The 13,186-nt window shown below is 47.2% G+C and carries 12 protein-coding genes and 1 tRNA gene; 5 read left to right on the forward strand and 8 right to left on the reverse strand.

Annotated features, from left to right (window positions below; translation table 11 throughout):
- Positions 1–27 precede the first annotated feature (27 nt).
- From H6F52_RS24875 to H6F52_RS24885, 3 genes are all read right to left on the reverse strand, one after another.
- Positions 28–2,004, reverse strand: a complete 1,977-nt coding sequence (locus H6F52_RS24875; RefSeq protein ID WP_190414917.1) for an N-acetylmuramoyl-L-alanine amidase — start codon at positions 2,002–2,004, stop codon at positions 28–30.
- A gap of 504 nt (positions 2,005–2,508) precedes the next feature.
- Positions 2,509–3,918 carry a cation:proton antiporter gene (locus H6F52_RS24880; protein WP_190537062.1) on the reverse strand — a complete coding sequence of 470 codons (1,410 nt, stop codon included), beginning with the start codon at positions 3,916–3,918 and terminating at the stop codon, positions 2,509–2,511.
- Positions 3,919–4,095: 177 nt separating this feature from the next.
- Complete coding sequence (locus H6F52_RS24885; protein WP_190537063.1) at positions 4,096–4,269, reverse strand: hypothetical protein; 174 nt, start codon at positions 4,267–4,269, stop codon at positions 4,096–4,098.
- A 9-nt stretch (positions 4,270–4,278) separates the two neighbouring features.
- On the opposite strand from H6F52_RS24885, the gene H6F52_RS24890 reads away from it, so the two are divergent.
- Complete coding sequence (locus H6F52_RS24890) at positions 4,279–5,016, forward strand: SIMPL domain-containing protein (RefSeq protein ID WP_190414914.1); 738 nt, start codon at positions 4,279–4,281, stop codon at positions 5,014–5,016.
- A gap of 231 nt (positions 5,017–5,247) precedes the next feature.
- On the opposite strand, the gene H6F52_RS24895 is transcribed toward H6F52_RS24890, so the two are convergent.
- The 3 genes from H6F52_RS24895 to H6F52_RS24905 form a co-directional block, all read right to left on the reverse strand.
- The gene (locus H6F52_RS24895; RefSeq protein ID WP_190438202.1) at positions 5,248–5,466 is read right to left on the reverse strand and encodes a type II toxin-antitoxin system HicB family antitoxin; all 219 of its coding nucleotides are present in this window, start codon (positions 5,464–5,466) and stop codon (positions 5,248–5,250) included.
- Entirely contained in the window at positions 5,463–5,687 is a 225-nt protein-coding gene (locus H6F52_RS24900) for a type II toxin-antitoxin system HicA family toxin (protein WP_190537064.1), read from the reverse strand. The genes H6F52_RS24895 and H6F52_RS24900 overlap by 4 nt, the downstream gene beginning before the upstream one ends.
- Before the next feature lie 165 nt (positions 5,688–5,852).
- Positions 5,853–6,593 (reverse strand): hypothetical protein, encoded by a 741-nt coding sequence (locus H6F52_RS24905; RefSeq protein WP_190430447.1) that lies wholly within the window; start codon positions 6,591–6,593, stop codon positions 5,853–5,855.
- A gap of 182 nt (positions 6,594–6,775) precedes the next feature.
- Here H6F52_RS24905 and H6F52_RS24910 point away from each other — a divergent pair, with 182 nt between their 5' ends.
- The gene (locus H6F52_RS24910; RefSeq protein WP_190537065.1) at positions 6,776–7,045 is read left to right on the forward strand and encodes a hypothetical protein; all 270 of its coding nucleotides are present in this window, start codon (positions 6,776–6,778) and stop codon (positions 7,043–7,045) included.
- A gap of 110 nt (positions 7,046–7,155) precedes the next feature.
- On the opposite strand, the gene H6F52_RS25400 is transcribed toward H6F52_RS24910, so the two are convergent.
- Both H6F52_RS25400 and H6F52_RS24920 read right to left on the reverse strand, forming a co-directional pair.
- Positions 7,156–8,073: a hypothetical protein gene (locus H6F52_RS25400; RefSeq protein WP_199300712.1), complete on the reverse strand. Its 918-nt coding sequence runs from the start codon at positions 8,071–8,073 to the stop codon at positions 7,156–7,158.
- Between the two features lie 580 nt (positions 8,074–8,653).
- The gene (locus H6F52_RS24920; protein ID WP_190537066.1) at positions 8,654–10,801 is read right to left on the reverse strand and encodes an RtcB family protein; all 2,148 of its coding nucleotides are present in this window, start codon (positions 10,799–10,801) and stop codon (positions 8,654–8,656) included.
- A gap of 253 nt (positions 10,802–11,054) precedes the next feature.
- Between H6F52_RS24920 and H6F52_RS24925 the strand changes: the two genes are divergently transcribed.
- The 3 genes from H6F52_RS24925 to H6F52_RS24935 all read left to right on the forward strand — a co-directional run bounded on the left by H6F52_RS24925 (position 11,055) and on the right by H6F52_RS24935 (position 12,866).
- Complete coding sequence (locus H6F52_RS24925; RefSeq protein WP_190537067.1) at positions 11,055–11,960, forward strand: class I SAM-dependent methyltransferase; 906 nt, start codon at positions 11,055–11,057, stop codon at positions 11,958–11,960.
- A complete protein-coding gene (locus H6F52_RS24930; RefSeq protein ID WP_190537068.1) occupies positions 11,957–12,679 on the forward strand; it encodes an HAD family phosphatase in 723 nt (240 codons plus the stop codon). Before H6F52_RS24925 ends, H6F52_RS24930 begins: the two co-directional genes overlap by 4 nt.
- Before the next feature lie 114 nt (positions 12,680–12,793).
- Positions 12,794–12,866 (forward strand) — tRNA-Ala (locus tag H6F52_RS24935).
- Positions 12,867–13,186: the final 320 nt, after the last annotated feature.

The following is a 13,186-nucleotide window of genomic DNA, read 5'->3' on the forward strand; positions in this document are numbered from 1 at the left end:
AATCAACCACTCCCCACAAACCGGCATTTAGAGACTTTGTTGAATGTACTGTAGAATACCGCGAGCGATCGCTCTTGCCATCTGGCTCTGGTAATTTGGCGAAGCCAACTTCACAGCCTCTTGTGGGCTGGACACAAAACCAACCTCCACTAAAACAGCGGGCATCGAACTCTTCCTCAGTACATAAAATCTCGCCTGCCGCACTCCTCGATCTCGGATATCAACGTTCTGCAAAATACTATTGTGAATGGTTTGCGCTAAACGCCCACCACTAGAGTAATAGTAAGTCTCCAGCCCCTGCACATCAGGACGCCCACCAATTGAATTGGCGTGGATACTGACGAATAAATCGGCATTGGCTCGCTCAGCCATCGTTACTCGTGGTTGCAAGTCTACAAAATAGTCATCCTTTCGCGTCATCACCGCCTGGATGCCCTGTTGCTCTAGCAATGCCGCTACCTGCTGTGCAATCGGCAAAATTACATCGACCTCTCGCAAACCTCTATAACCGATGGCTCCAGGGTCTTTGCCTCCATGTCCGGCATCTACAACCACAACCAATCGTCCAACACGGGGGCGGGGTCGCGAAGGCGGATTGTTATTCTGAGGCGGCGGCACGTTAACAGAACCCGTGGGCGGAACCCGAATAGGGCCTGTGGGAGGAACAACCGAGCCAAGGCGACTTCGTTGCAGTTGCAGTGCTAAAAGTTGGTCGCTCACCTGATTGAGTTCTCCAACCTGTACCCCTGAGGCTGGTTGCACCAGAATGACGACAGTCCGCGAGTCTTGCTGCTGCAAACGCACCCGCCGCACTGAAGTGGTGGCATCCAGTTGAGGTCCCCTAACTCGGTCAGCTAGTTCAGCGGAAGGAATCGTAATTCGATAAACTCCCTCTCTTGCATCCCATCTGCCGGTGTATCTTACAGACGCATCCGCCCGAATTAATAACTGGGTTCCGGAAGAAGCGAGTTCAACCGATTGAATTGTTGCTAACTGATTATTCGGACGGTTGGTGGGGACGGGTTGGCTGGGTGCAGTTGAAGGCGGTCTAGACCCCCCCGAAATGGGAGAGGGTTGATTTCCAGCTAGTGGTGGGCTTTCAATGTCGCCAGCACTCGTACCCTTCGGCAAGATGACAATACCGCCAAAATCGCTAACACTTGCCAGCCAGTCCGGGCTTTCTCTCCTCACGTTCATCGTGACGCGAACGATTGAGGGTGAAGTATCAACTTGGGACAATAAGATGCGACTGACGCCATAGCGATTCACCGTCGAAGAAGGCGATGTAAGACTGCGGGAAAGGGTCGCTCCTCGCAGGTCAAAAGTAATGTTTTTGCGATCGCTACTCCGGTTCACCTTAATAATCTGCGGGCGACCCCCATTCGTCTTTAGGAAAAACCCATCCCGCGTTACCTGCACATCTTCGATTTGAGCAAGCGACCCAACCGTTACGTTTGGAGGTGTCTGACGAATCGGTGGGCGACTCAGCACTGGAGGCGGCGAAGGATTTCTAGGAGCTTGATTGGGAAGCGGTTGCAAAGGGGGCGGCGGAGAATTTCCCAAATCTAGATCTCTGGGTGCTAGATCTCTGGGTGAAGGATTTGACACCTGTGCTACTCGTTCGGGCTTTGGTAATTGCACCGACCACTGGCTGGGGGAAGCTCCTCGAACTAGCACTTTTTCTGGATCGAGGGTGTAACCAGGGTCTAATTCAATCACCATCCGAGTAGTATTACCTTCAAACTGTCCTACTCGCAGAGAACGCAGCGATCCAGCCAACTGCTGAGTCACCGTTGAGCGCCCCAAGCTGGTACCGGGCAGATCGATTACCACACGGGTCGGGTTGGCAAGCAGTTGCGCTCGCGGTTGAACTCCATCATCCGTCCTAAAGTCTAGTCGGTTCTGATTGGCATCAAAACGCCAATACACCAGTCTTGCCGCATTCGCGGGAAGTGAAACGAGAAAAATGCTCAAAAAACTGGGTAATAGCCAGTAAAATCTCACTATCGTTGCTCCTGAAAAAGGCAAAGACCGTAATAATCGGCCTGTACGCTGTAGACCTGTTTCGGATGTTTTCGGTTCACATCCGGTGCATTGTGGTAAACAAAGTAAACGATTTTAGACTGGGTTGAACAATATCACGACTTTGGTCGCAATGCAGAATAATCGACTAGGCATGACTTTTTTCGCTGGAAAAAGCCAATTACCATCGGGAAGATGCCTGGTGTATGGAGTTTCTCATCAGAGATTTTTGTTCTCAGGGCTTGGCAATGATAACGTCTTGATGCTGCCTATTCCCAAGCCGCGCGAGCCAACACTTTTCTCAAAGCGAGAGAAACCTTTTAAATCCGATTAAATCCGATAACCAACCCCAAGGGACGTAGATAAAGTGACTTAAGTTTCACAAAAACCGTTTGCTGTTAGTTTTTTGTCAGTAGGTACTACGGAGTAGGTAGTCGGTGTTGATTGTATACCACCACTACCCACTACCCACACATGAATTAATAACTAATCGCTTTCCTTAGCAGGAACCGATGCAGGCTCTTGAAACACAAACCGTAATAAGGGAGGTGCTAAAAAAGTTGTCAAGATGACCATCATAATAATCGCGGCTTCTGTGGCTTCAGACAAAGCACCGCTGGCAGAACCAACACCGGCAAAGACCAACCCGACTTCGCCTCGTGGAATCATCCCGACGCCAATCGCTAATCGGTTGATCTGAGGTTGACCAAATACGACTAGACCCGTAACAACCTTTCCGAGAATTGCCACGACAATCAGGAACATAGCCATGAACAACCCTTCCCGGTTACTGGGAACCGCTGGATTGAGAACTCCTAGGTCAGTTTTAGCCCCAACCGTTACAAAGAAAATCGGCACCAGCAGATCGGCAATAGGCACTACCTGCTTTTCCAGTTCTTTACGCTTATCCGTTTCGTCTAAGACTAAGCCAGCTGCAAAAGCTCCCAAAATGGCTTCTAGGTGAATAGCGGCTCCCACATAGGCCATCAAGAATGCGAAGATGAAAGCCGGTATGACTAGCCCGCCGCGCGTCTTGAGCTGATCGGCGATCGCTACAAAGGATTTGTTAAAAACCTTACCTAGCAGAATCGCACCTAGTAGAAAACTACTGGCGCTGACGATCAGATAAATGACGTTGCTGACATCTACTTCACCCGTTTTTGCCAAACTTGCTACCACTGCCAAAACGATGATACCCAGAACATCGTCTATAACCGCAGCGCCCAGAATAATCTGACCTTCTCTAGAAGTGAGACGCCCCAATTCTGAGAGAACTTTGGAAGTAATCCCAATGCTGGTTGCAGTCAAAGCCGCACCCGCAAAAATCGCCGGAACCGCTGGCACGCCAAAAAAGAGCATCAGCCCCGCAGTGCCAGCTGCAAAGGGCACCACTACCCCCACCACTGCGACGACGACTGCCTGGATACCGACTGCCATCAGTTCCTTTAAGTTCGACTCCAGACCAATTTCAAATAGCAGTACGATTACGCCCAGTTCTGCTAAAACGGAAATGACTTCGCTCTGGGTTTGAAATACTTCACCAATCGTGTCGAGACTTAAGCCAGAAGTGCCTTGCAGGAAGGACATCAGGACAGAATCAGAAGCGACTGACCCGCTTTCTGGAAATACCAGCAGATGCAGGGCGGAGATACCCACCACTACACCGCCGACTAGTTCGCCTAATACAGGCGGGAAGCCCATCCAGTTTGATATCTCCGCCCCCATTTTGCTAGCGAAGTAAATGATGACTAAAGTCAGTAACACTGCCGCTAAGACCACTGGACTTTTTTCTGCTTCTTGTGTTGCTGTCGCTAAGACAGGAATGGTTTTGCTCGAAAGTGAGAGTGAGAAAGTTGGGCTTAGTAAACTAAGCCAGTGAGCTGCATCTATCGGCATGAGTTCTGCACAAAATCATTCTTTTCAATGTACAAGCTTCTTTACAAAATCAAGCTTTTATCTGGGGATTTAACAAGAGTCAAAGACCTGTCAAGATGATGGCTTAAAAGGGGCGCAGTCAATTTCGCGGCGCGATCGCATAGTTGAATCTAATCCCTGAAAGCAAAGTATAAATACTTACCATACCCGATAGGACTGGCGATCGGGCGATACCCCTTGCATTACAACTAGCACTATCGCCTGAGTTGCTAAAACGGTAACTGCTGAGATTTTTTGGCTGTGGTAGTGGCAGATTAGGAACATTCCACCGGCACAATGAAAAGCAGCTGGTGCAGTTCTAGTATGAGACAACACGATCTAATGAATCGAACTCCATCTTTCGCAAGTTCCTGGTATCAGCGTCAGGCAATATCTTTCGCCGTGGGTCTTTTAAGTGTAATCATGACGAATCCAGCGATCGCCCAAGAGAAAATGTTGCGAACCATCACTGTCACTGGCAGGGGAGAAGAATCGATTGCAACAACGTTAACGCTGGTGCGGCTGGGGGTTGAGGTTCAGGGTAAAGTGGCGGCGGATGTGCAGCAGGAAGCAGCACGACGCTCTAGCGCAGTGGTGGATTTGCTAAAATCTCGCAATGTCGAAAAATTACAAACCACCGGCATTAGCCTCAACCCGACTTACAGCTACGAAAACAACGTCCAGCGTCTGACTGGGTATACCGCCACCAACATCGTTAGCTTTCGAGTCAATAATCAAACAGCCGGAACGCTTCTGGATGAAGCGGTGAAAGCTGGGGCGACGCGGATTGACGGCATTAGTTTTATTGCTGCTGATAGTGCGATCGCGACCGCTCAAAAGCAAGCTTTGCGCGAAGCGACTCAAGATGCCCAAGAGCAAGCGGATGCTGTTTTGAGTGCCCTAAATCTTACTCGCCGGGAAGTGGTAAACATTCAAGTTAATGGTGCTTCTACGACGCCGCCGCCCCCAATGCCCCTAGCTGACATGGCTTTGCGATCTGGAAAAGTAGAGGCGTCTACACCCGTGATTGGTGGCGAACAACAGGTAGAGGCATCCGTGACTCTACAAATTACCTATTAGGAATATCTGTGGGCTTTTGCCCACTTGATATTTCTGAGGAATTCGATAACGGATTTTAGGACAACTTGCGATCGCTCCTCACCAACAACGCCTTAATGCTGGTGCTGGTATCCCGCAAGGAACTGAGTGTTTACGCAAGTGAGTATCGCTTTGTCTATGCTTGTTTTTCAACCTAGGTCACGTTCTCAAGTTGGGTGAACTGACTACAGAGTAGGACTTCTAAAAAGGTAATCAGGCAATTTGAAGCGTACTGGGTTCAGGGATGGATTCACCTTCTGCAAGCCATGCTTCTAAGTACATTTCAATCACTTCTTCGCCCTTGTGAATTGCTTCCTCACGAGTTTTGCCGTGAGTGCAAGGCATGACAACGCGATCGCCAAACTCTGGGATAGTGACTAGGAAAAGTTGATCTTCATCTGACCACTGAATAACCATGCTGTATCGATTCATGAATCTTTGTCCTCCCTTAACTCCTCCAGTTCAGCTAATAATCGCGCTAACTGCTTCTCTAAATAGAGGGGTACATCGTCTCCATCCTTACCTGGAATTGTCAGTGTTTTTCTAAGTAAAGGATGTCGCCAACGCTCGTGACTACCTTTGCCGCGCTTGGGCAGATATACAAACCCTTCACGCGCAATCTGAGCTTTTAACTCTCGAATTTTCCTGGGCATGGATTTTGTTTACGCCGATCCATTGAATCTTCATTGATAAGCGAGTTCTTTGAAATCGTATCGGGTTTTTAAGAGACTGCGCGTCCGCTCTAGCAGAAACTTAGGGTCCTGTGCTGACAACGAACCCCTCAAAACGCCTTACAGACAACCGATGATGGTACATCATTATTCGGGAACGGGATCTGCCTGCAACGCTAGTGCATCAGCTTCAAACTCGTCGATGCAGAACCCCAATACACGTAACATGAACTCAATATCGAAGCCCATTATCGGGGGCGTAGCATAGATCGCGCTACGGTATGTGGGTCTTTCGGCGAATCCGTGTAACTTGAAGCTGTGCGTACCCTTTCCCGGTCGCCCCTCATGGATGTATGCACACCGCATTTGCTTGTAGGCGATCGCGCCGTATCGAGAAAAAGTTAGCCATTCCTCAAGCTTAGTGCGATCCATTTCCGGGTAATTTGCCAGAGTCCTAGTGATGGTCGCATCCAAACTCCAGTCCTCCGAGGAACAACGGGTACGTTGTTCCTGAAGCACAGTTGGAGTACAGCGTCCCCCAACTGTGCCCAAAAATGTGCGTATATTCTCAGGTAGATCCGCAGCTTTCCCTTTATCGACTCGGTTCCAGATGTCCGGTAATGAGACAAGCTGGAATAGCTCACCACCGTAGCGTGCAAGGAAAGCGTCGAAAATATTGCGTTTACCCATTTTCTTGCCGCATTGCTTACTTCCGATGTTGCCTGCCCATAGGTTGGAAAGCTGGTCAAGTTCTCCCCAGAGCAACACGTTAGCTTCATGGCTGTGCTTGCTGAAGTCTAAATCACGGATAAATGCGTGTCGTTCTCTCCAATAATCAAAGAAACTCGTGATCCGCCATTGCAACTCTTCGCTCATATTTTCTGCCATTTAGGTAATTGGTATAAATCGTTAATTATGGAGAAACTTTCTGTATATTTCCCCGATTGAGGTGGATAAACTGAAAGCTTACAGCTTATTCACCTAACGTAGTGCAAACATCTACCTTTTGAACTTTGCTGTTCAGTGGTTCCCACGAGCCGAAAGAGCTTTCCAACTACTGGAGCGACTATTTGATTAACACTGGTAGCTTGCGGGTGATCTACTTAGAAGAGGAATCCGCCTGTGAGTTAATCCTACAGCCTGTAGAGGACTTCACCAATATTTGCGATCGCGCTGCTGTAGATACCATTATTCATCTCACTCGCTGCGGAGGTGGGGATTTCTGGGAAATGTGGCGAAGTTTGAAAGATAGCGATCGCAACTTACTACAGAGTCTAGTTTACAAAGAAGCGATCGCACACCAAGACACAATGATTTTGCAGACAACAGAGGATGGCTAATGCTTCCAAGCGCCTTTGGTAGAGAAGTTTATCAAACGTGTAGTGATAGAAATTTGATATCTTCTCAACCCTCTAGCCAAGTCAGCATCCTTATAGTTGAGATGACGATCTCAGATGTCTAACCAATCCCATAATTCTTGTTGCTTTTTCTTCATACTTCTGAGATGACGAAGGAGAACAGCCAAGGGATTGATTCCCTGTAATAATAGCAAAGTCATCCAACAGAGAGCCTTGAGTTGACTGAAGGGTGTCGGTCGAGTTAGCGCCTCATGAATGGCGATTCGGGCTTCATCAAGAAAACTGTCATACTCTCCAATAATCGTAGATTCATGGAACACGCCAGCGTTAATGCCATGAATACCACTCACCCAGTCTCTTCCCATTAGAATTCTCTCCAATAGACTAACCTCAAGGTGATATAAGTCGTGGTAGTGAATCCACCTATCTCGGACTCGGACAGGCTGATCGCCGATTTTGACCAGAATTAGGCTGATACAACCCAGCATTTTCTTGAGGCTGACGATTCTGGAGTTGTTTACGCAATAGCTGAAGTACAACCTCACGAAGGTAACTCGAAAAGTGCGATCGCCAAATGAACCAAATTTGTGTTTCTTGTCAGCACAAACTCGGTTGGGAGTTTGAGAGACTTTCCCTGTGGCTGGTGTTGGCGTGTCAGTGCTGGAAAGGGTCGGACTACAAGCTTCGTCCAGAACTAGAAACAAGTAATAAGGAACTTCAGAATAGCGCTTTTTTAATCTCCACCCTAGCTTATTATCCGCCTGTGAACCGAGACACTGCTTTAAGCGGCGCTTTAGGTCACAGCGATATTCTTGTAGAGTGCTAGCCGGTAGGTGTTGGCGATACTTGTGAATGACAAAAGCCCGCAGCAGCAATTGCTTGAGGCGGGCAGCAAAAACGGTATCCTTAGAAACGGAAGCCCCTCCTCCCCACAACGCTTGGTTTAGAGCCATTTTTTGTCGTTTCGAGAGTTGATTTTGTTGAAGCCGCGTCCCCAATGTCTTCTTCATGTTCCGCAATTGGTATCCGAATGCTTAATCACATCTGTATATTTAGTTCGTGACAAGTTCAGATTTTTTTGGGAATTTGAGAAGCATTATTGATATGGCAATACCAGCAAATTAGTTTTTCGGGGTAGCACCTGAGGGACTTACTCCATTCAGGGCGAGTATTATCGGGAATTGTGAAGAAGTTTGTAAGATAGCGAGTGCAACTTCCTGCGGTGTCTAGTTTCAGGAGAAACTCCCACAAACTAAAATCCCAGGATTGTCCGAAAACTGGTTAGGAAAGAAGTGTTGCATCAACAAGGCGATAGCGAAGCACTAACTTGTCAGTTCGCATTTTTGTGCCTTTAGTGCAAAAATTTATTGAACAGATGGTAGAAGAGGAAGAATAGGCAAGGGTTTCAGCAAGTTCTCCTGGGTACTTTTATCGATGAGAAGTACCATAAGCGATCGCTTGTGTCAGAAATTATTACTAATCCGTGGAAGATTATCCAACTACATTTTAAGTTAATTAAACTCTGCGTTATCCTCTGCATACCTTTGCGTTAAAAAACAAAAAAGGTGGGCATCGCCCACCCTACATAAATTAACCCTTAATACAGACAACCTGCTTCAACGTCGCCACAACTTCAACGAGATCCGCTTGATTAGCCATAACTTGCTCGATCGGTTTATAAGCGCCAGGAATTTCATCCAAAACGCCCTCATCCTTGCGGCACTCTACACCATTTGTTTGCTGAATCAAATCATCCAATGTGTAGACATTCTTTGCCTTATTTCGAGACATCAAACGTCCAGCGCCGTGACTGCAAGAACAGTAGCTTTCAGCATTACCTTTACCCTTAACAATGAAGGATTTTGCCCCCATTGAACCGGGAATAATGCCGTAGTCTTCTTCACGTGCCCGGACTGCACCTTTGCGAGTGACATACACATCTTCGCCAAAATGCACTTCTTTTTCGGCGTAGTTGTGGTGACAGTTCACTGACAGCAGCGGCTTTGTTTGTTTACCCCCAGCGAGATGCTTTTCTACAATCCGCTTGAAACGCGCCATCATCACGTCACGGTTGAAACGGGCGTAGTCTTGCGCCCACTGTAGATCGTGCCAGTAGGTGGCAAATTCAGGCGTACCAGCGACAAAGTAAGCTAAGTCTGGATCGGGTAAGCGATCGCCTGCTAGTTTTGCGAGTTCTTTAGCCGTGCCAATATGGTTTTGTGCCAGCATATTGCCGATGTTGCGCGAACCAGAGTGCAGCATTAACCAGACAGAGTTCTCCGTATCTAAGCAAACTTCAATAAAATGATTCCCACCACCGAGAGAACCCATCTGCTTCATGGCTTTACTTTCTAGGCGCTTGACTCCTGAATGTAATTCCTTGAAATCTCGCCAACCTTGCCAGTTAAGGACTGCTTTTTCAACATCTTTGTTTTCATTGAAACCAACCGGAATCGCTGCTTCTAAATCCAGACGAATTTGCTTTAGCTTACCCTCCAATTGTTCGGCAGTAAAGGGTGTTTTAATTGCCATCATCCCGCAGTTGTGGACAAAAACGCCAGCACTTAGGGCAAAGTTACCATATTCTGGCACTGTCAAGCAGTAAACATCTTCTCTTTCTGCCAAGGGAATAATTTCGACTACTTTATGGTTGTAGCCGTGTTGATTCTTTCTGTGATTATGAAGCCCGATTGGACTTTTGACTTCATCTCCACAAGTTTCACAGATGTAAATCCGATTAGCAATTTCCTTGCTCTTGTATCTTCCCTTTTCGCTGGTGTTGTATTGAATTAAAAACTGCTTTCCTCTGGCCCCATTTCCCGATACGGATGCCCTGAAATGTTCTGGACGTTCCTGCATATATTGAAGAATATGTTTCGTCCCTCTTTCAGAATAATATCTGTATCCATCCGGAGTAGTGGCTTTAGCCGCGATCGCTTGCTTTCTTTTTTCCTCAAACTCTAACGATTGCCAATGGGTATTCCTGTCTACTAATGAGCGGTGATAGGCAGAATGATCTTTATCACCCATAAACTCTAGATTTTCTGGACGATTGTCAGCTTGCTCAAAGTTATTGTGGTGAATAACAGTTCTCTGACCGTTAAATGAAGGAACTTTCCCTAATAACCCAGACCGAGCAATAACCCAGTGCGCTTTTTGCCATCTACCTGAATAGGGTTGCTGGATTAAAATATATCCATCTTTATCTACTTGGGAATAAAAAGGCATCAACGAAGCACCAGCTTTGAGGTCGCCAGCTTCCTGATAAGTGCCGTTTCTGAGCATGAATTGATGGTCAGGGGTACATTTGATTTCCTCTCCGTTGTCGAGAACTACCTTTAAGAGTTCTGCATTACGACGAGTTAGCTTAGCTGTAGCCTTCGCGGCTACAATTCTTTGAGTCTCGGTGCAGGAATAGACAACAAACTCTTGCTGAGCTTTGGCTAGTTCTCCGATTGGGTAGGATTTACCATCAGCTAAAGGAACCAGAGTGTCACCAGTAAAGCAACCAATATCCACACCGACAGCAGCTGGCATAATTGCTTCTTTAGTCGCCACAACAGAACCTACCAAGGCACCTTTGCCAAGGTGAACGTCTGGCATCAGCGCTACGTGTTTGAATACAAATGGCAGGGAGGCAACATTCTTTGCCATCTTGGTTTCATCGGAACCAAGGGCATGATTTGCCCAAGATAGCACTGGCACTGGGGTTGAAATTTCTAGCTTTTCGTATGGCATAAACGTTTGCCGCTGATATTTGATATTAAAGATCCGTGACGCTGCAAGCCTACTATCGGTCGCGATCGCAATCTGCGCTGAGGTAGCTCTGGCAATAATACTTTATGTATTACTTTTATAATACATAAAGGAGTGCGGGTTTGTCATCTCCCAAAGACATCCGCAGGAAGAGTTTCTGCGTTATAAATAGCATTAAGATTTGTAAAGAGGAGAACGCTCCTCAGGTAATCTACAACAACGCAGATAAAATCCTATGGCGGTTGGCAAGAACTCAATCTATGAGCGCTTCTTAGCACCTGTGGTTCGGCTGTTGATTGATGAAGAGAAGCTGCGGAGTTTCTATGAGAGTGTGGATTGGGAGCAAGAGGGCGATCGCTTCCGGAAACCCAATCTTTCCTATCCTTCCTACTACAGTAGCCAAAACTTCCACGGCATTGAGCGCGGTTATCTCAACTCCGGTGCGGCAGTTTCCTACGATCCGATTACCCAGTACGCCCTGCCTCCCAATGAAACTTGGGTACGCGAAAGCTTAATTAATGCGATTGGAGGGCAACCGCGACGGATTTTAGACTTAGGCTGCGGTACCGGTTCCACAACGCTGATGTTAAAGCAAGCTTTCCCGCAGGCGGAAGTCATTGGTTTAGACTTGTCGCCTTATATGCTGGTGATGGCTGACTACAAAGCCAAAAAAGCACAGCGAAACATCCAATTTTTGCACGGGAATGCCGAAGAAACTGGCTTTCCTGATGCATCCTTTGACCTGGTAACGGCTTCTTTGTTGTTCCACGAGACACCACCCGCCGTATCTCGCGCCATTTTGCGGGAAAGCTTCCGCCTGCTGACCTCTGGGGGAGAGGTATTAATTCTTGATGGCAATCAGAAAACGATTCGCCAAGTAGATTGGCTAAGTGATATTTTTGAGGAGCCGTACATCAGAGCTTACGCGGGTGATAGCGTAGATGCCTGGATGGGAAGCGCAGGATTTGAAGCGGTGCAAACTCAGGATGTGTTGTGGATACACCAAGTCACTAGAGGCATCAAACCCATCCCAGTTAAAAACTCTAACTCGGTATCAACATCCCGTACAGCGACCAGTAGCACGGCAGACAATGAGGATTTAGAGGGCTTTGGTGCCCCAGCTTTTGGCACAACGGCATGACTTTGAAGGCAGTTCTGTTTGATTTTAACGGTGTCATTATTAACGATGAGGCAATTCACCGCGAACTAATTGATGAAGTTCTAATTTCAGAGAATCTGCGGTTTAAACCAACAGATTACCGGCAATTTTGTTTAGGCAGGAGCGATCGCGCCTGTCTAAATCAGCTGCTGAAAAATCGTGGTAGGTTTGTCACCGAAAACTATTTAACCGAATTGGTGAACCGCAAGGCGCAAGCCTACCAGCAACGCTTAGAGGCGCTGGAAAAGCTACCTATTTATCCAGGCTTGGAAGACTTCATTAACCGATTGCGGATGCGAGAATTGAAACTGGGTGTAGTCAGTGGCTCCATCCATTCTGAGGTAGAACTGGTATTAACTCGCACCGGGGTTGCTGAGTTCTTTAGCGTCATTGTTGCCGGTGACGACATCAGCGCGAGTTCGCCAGAACCCGATGGATATCTTCTGGCAGTGGAACGCCTCAATCAGCAATATCCTCATCTCAACCTACTGCCATCGGAGTGTCTGGCGATTGAAGATACCCCAGCCGGAATTCAAGCTGCAAAGATTGCTGGTGTGCCAGTAGTGGGAGTAGCGCATACTTACCCGTTTCATATGCTGCAACGCTGGGCTAACTGGGCTGTTGATGAGTTTTCTGACTTAGAATTAGAGCGGGTGGAACAAGTCTATTCTCGAAGTACACCCCAGCCAACGATCGGATAAACCACTGACTCTGTACGGATAACGCGATAGTTAGTTGTTTCTGGCTGGATGTTAGAATATTTTAGAATATTGAAGTTCAATAGCTCATAGCTTATGGCTATTAGCTCACAGCTTGGGGAATTAGCTCAGTTGGTAGAGCGCTGCGATCGCACCGCAGAGGTCAGGGATTCGAGTTCCCTATTCTCCATTAATGTACGTTCGCAAATTAAATGTCGCGATTTGCAGATTAATGTCGTTTTTCGCACAATCATGTCGTTATTGACAGTTTAATGTCGCTTTCCCCCCTTGAGCATCTGTTCGCAAATTATTGTCGTTGTTGATTGTGAACAGTCGGTTTGTGTGATCGCAGCGCTCCTTTCAACCCCCCTAAATTTGTAACACTATCTACAACTACCCCTCTTCTGTCACTTTCCGAGTATTCTGAATAAAAGGATTAAAAGAAAAAACTCTGGAAGGTAAGTAGGGCAATGGATGTAGAATTACAAATTCTGAAACATTTAGCAAGAG

It is taken from the genome of Coleofasciculus sp. FACHB-542 (assembly GCF_014695825.1).
Lineage (GTDB): Bacteria > Cyanobacteriota > Cyanobacteriia > Cyanobacteriales > FACHB-T130 > FACHB-T130.

Coding starts and splice junctions, on each gene's coding strand:
- H6F52_RS24880 (WP_190537062.1), bottom strand. CDS start 3,918: ATGCCGATAGATGCAGCTCACTGGCTTAGTTTACTAAGCCCAACTTTC.
- H6F52_RS24890 (WP_190414914.1), top strand. CDS start 4,279: ATGAATCGAACTCCATCTTTCGCAAGTTCCTGGTATCAGCGTCAGGCA.
- H6F52_RS24895 (WP_190438202.1), bottom strand. CDS start 5,466: ATGAATCGATACAGCATGGTTATTCAGTGGTCAGATGAAGATCAACTT.
- H6F52_RS24900 (WP_190537064.1), bottom strand. CDS start 5,687: ATGCCCAGGAAAATTCGAGAGTTAAAAGCTCAGATTGCGCGTGAAGGG.
- H6F52_RS24905 (WP_190430447.1), bottom strand. CDS start 6,593: ATGGCAGAAAATATGAGCGAAGAGTTGCAATGGCGGATCACGAGTTTC.
- H6F52_RS25400 (WP_199300712.1), bottom strand. CDS start 8,073: ATGAAGAAGACATTGGGGACGCGGCTTCAACAAAATCAACTCTCGAAA.
- H6F52_RS24920 (WP_190537066.1), bottom strand. CDS start 10,801: ATGCCATACGAAAAGCTAGAAATTTCAACCCCAGTGCCAGTGCTATCT.
- H6F52_RS24925 (WP_190537067.1), top strand. CDS start 11,055: ATGGCGGTTGGCAAGAACTCAATCTATGAGCGCTTCTTAGCACCTGTG.
- H6F52_RS24930 (WP_190537068.1), top strand. CDS start 11,957: ATGACTTTGAAGGCAGTTCTGTTTGATTTTAACGGTGTCATTATTAAC.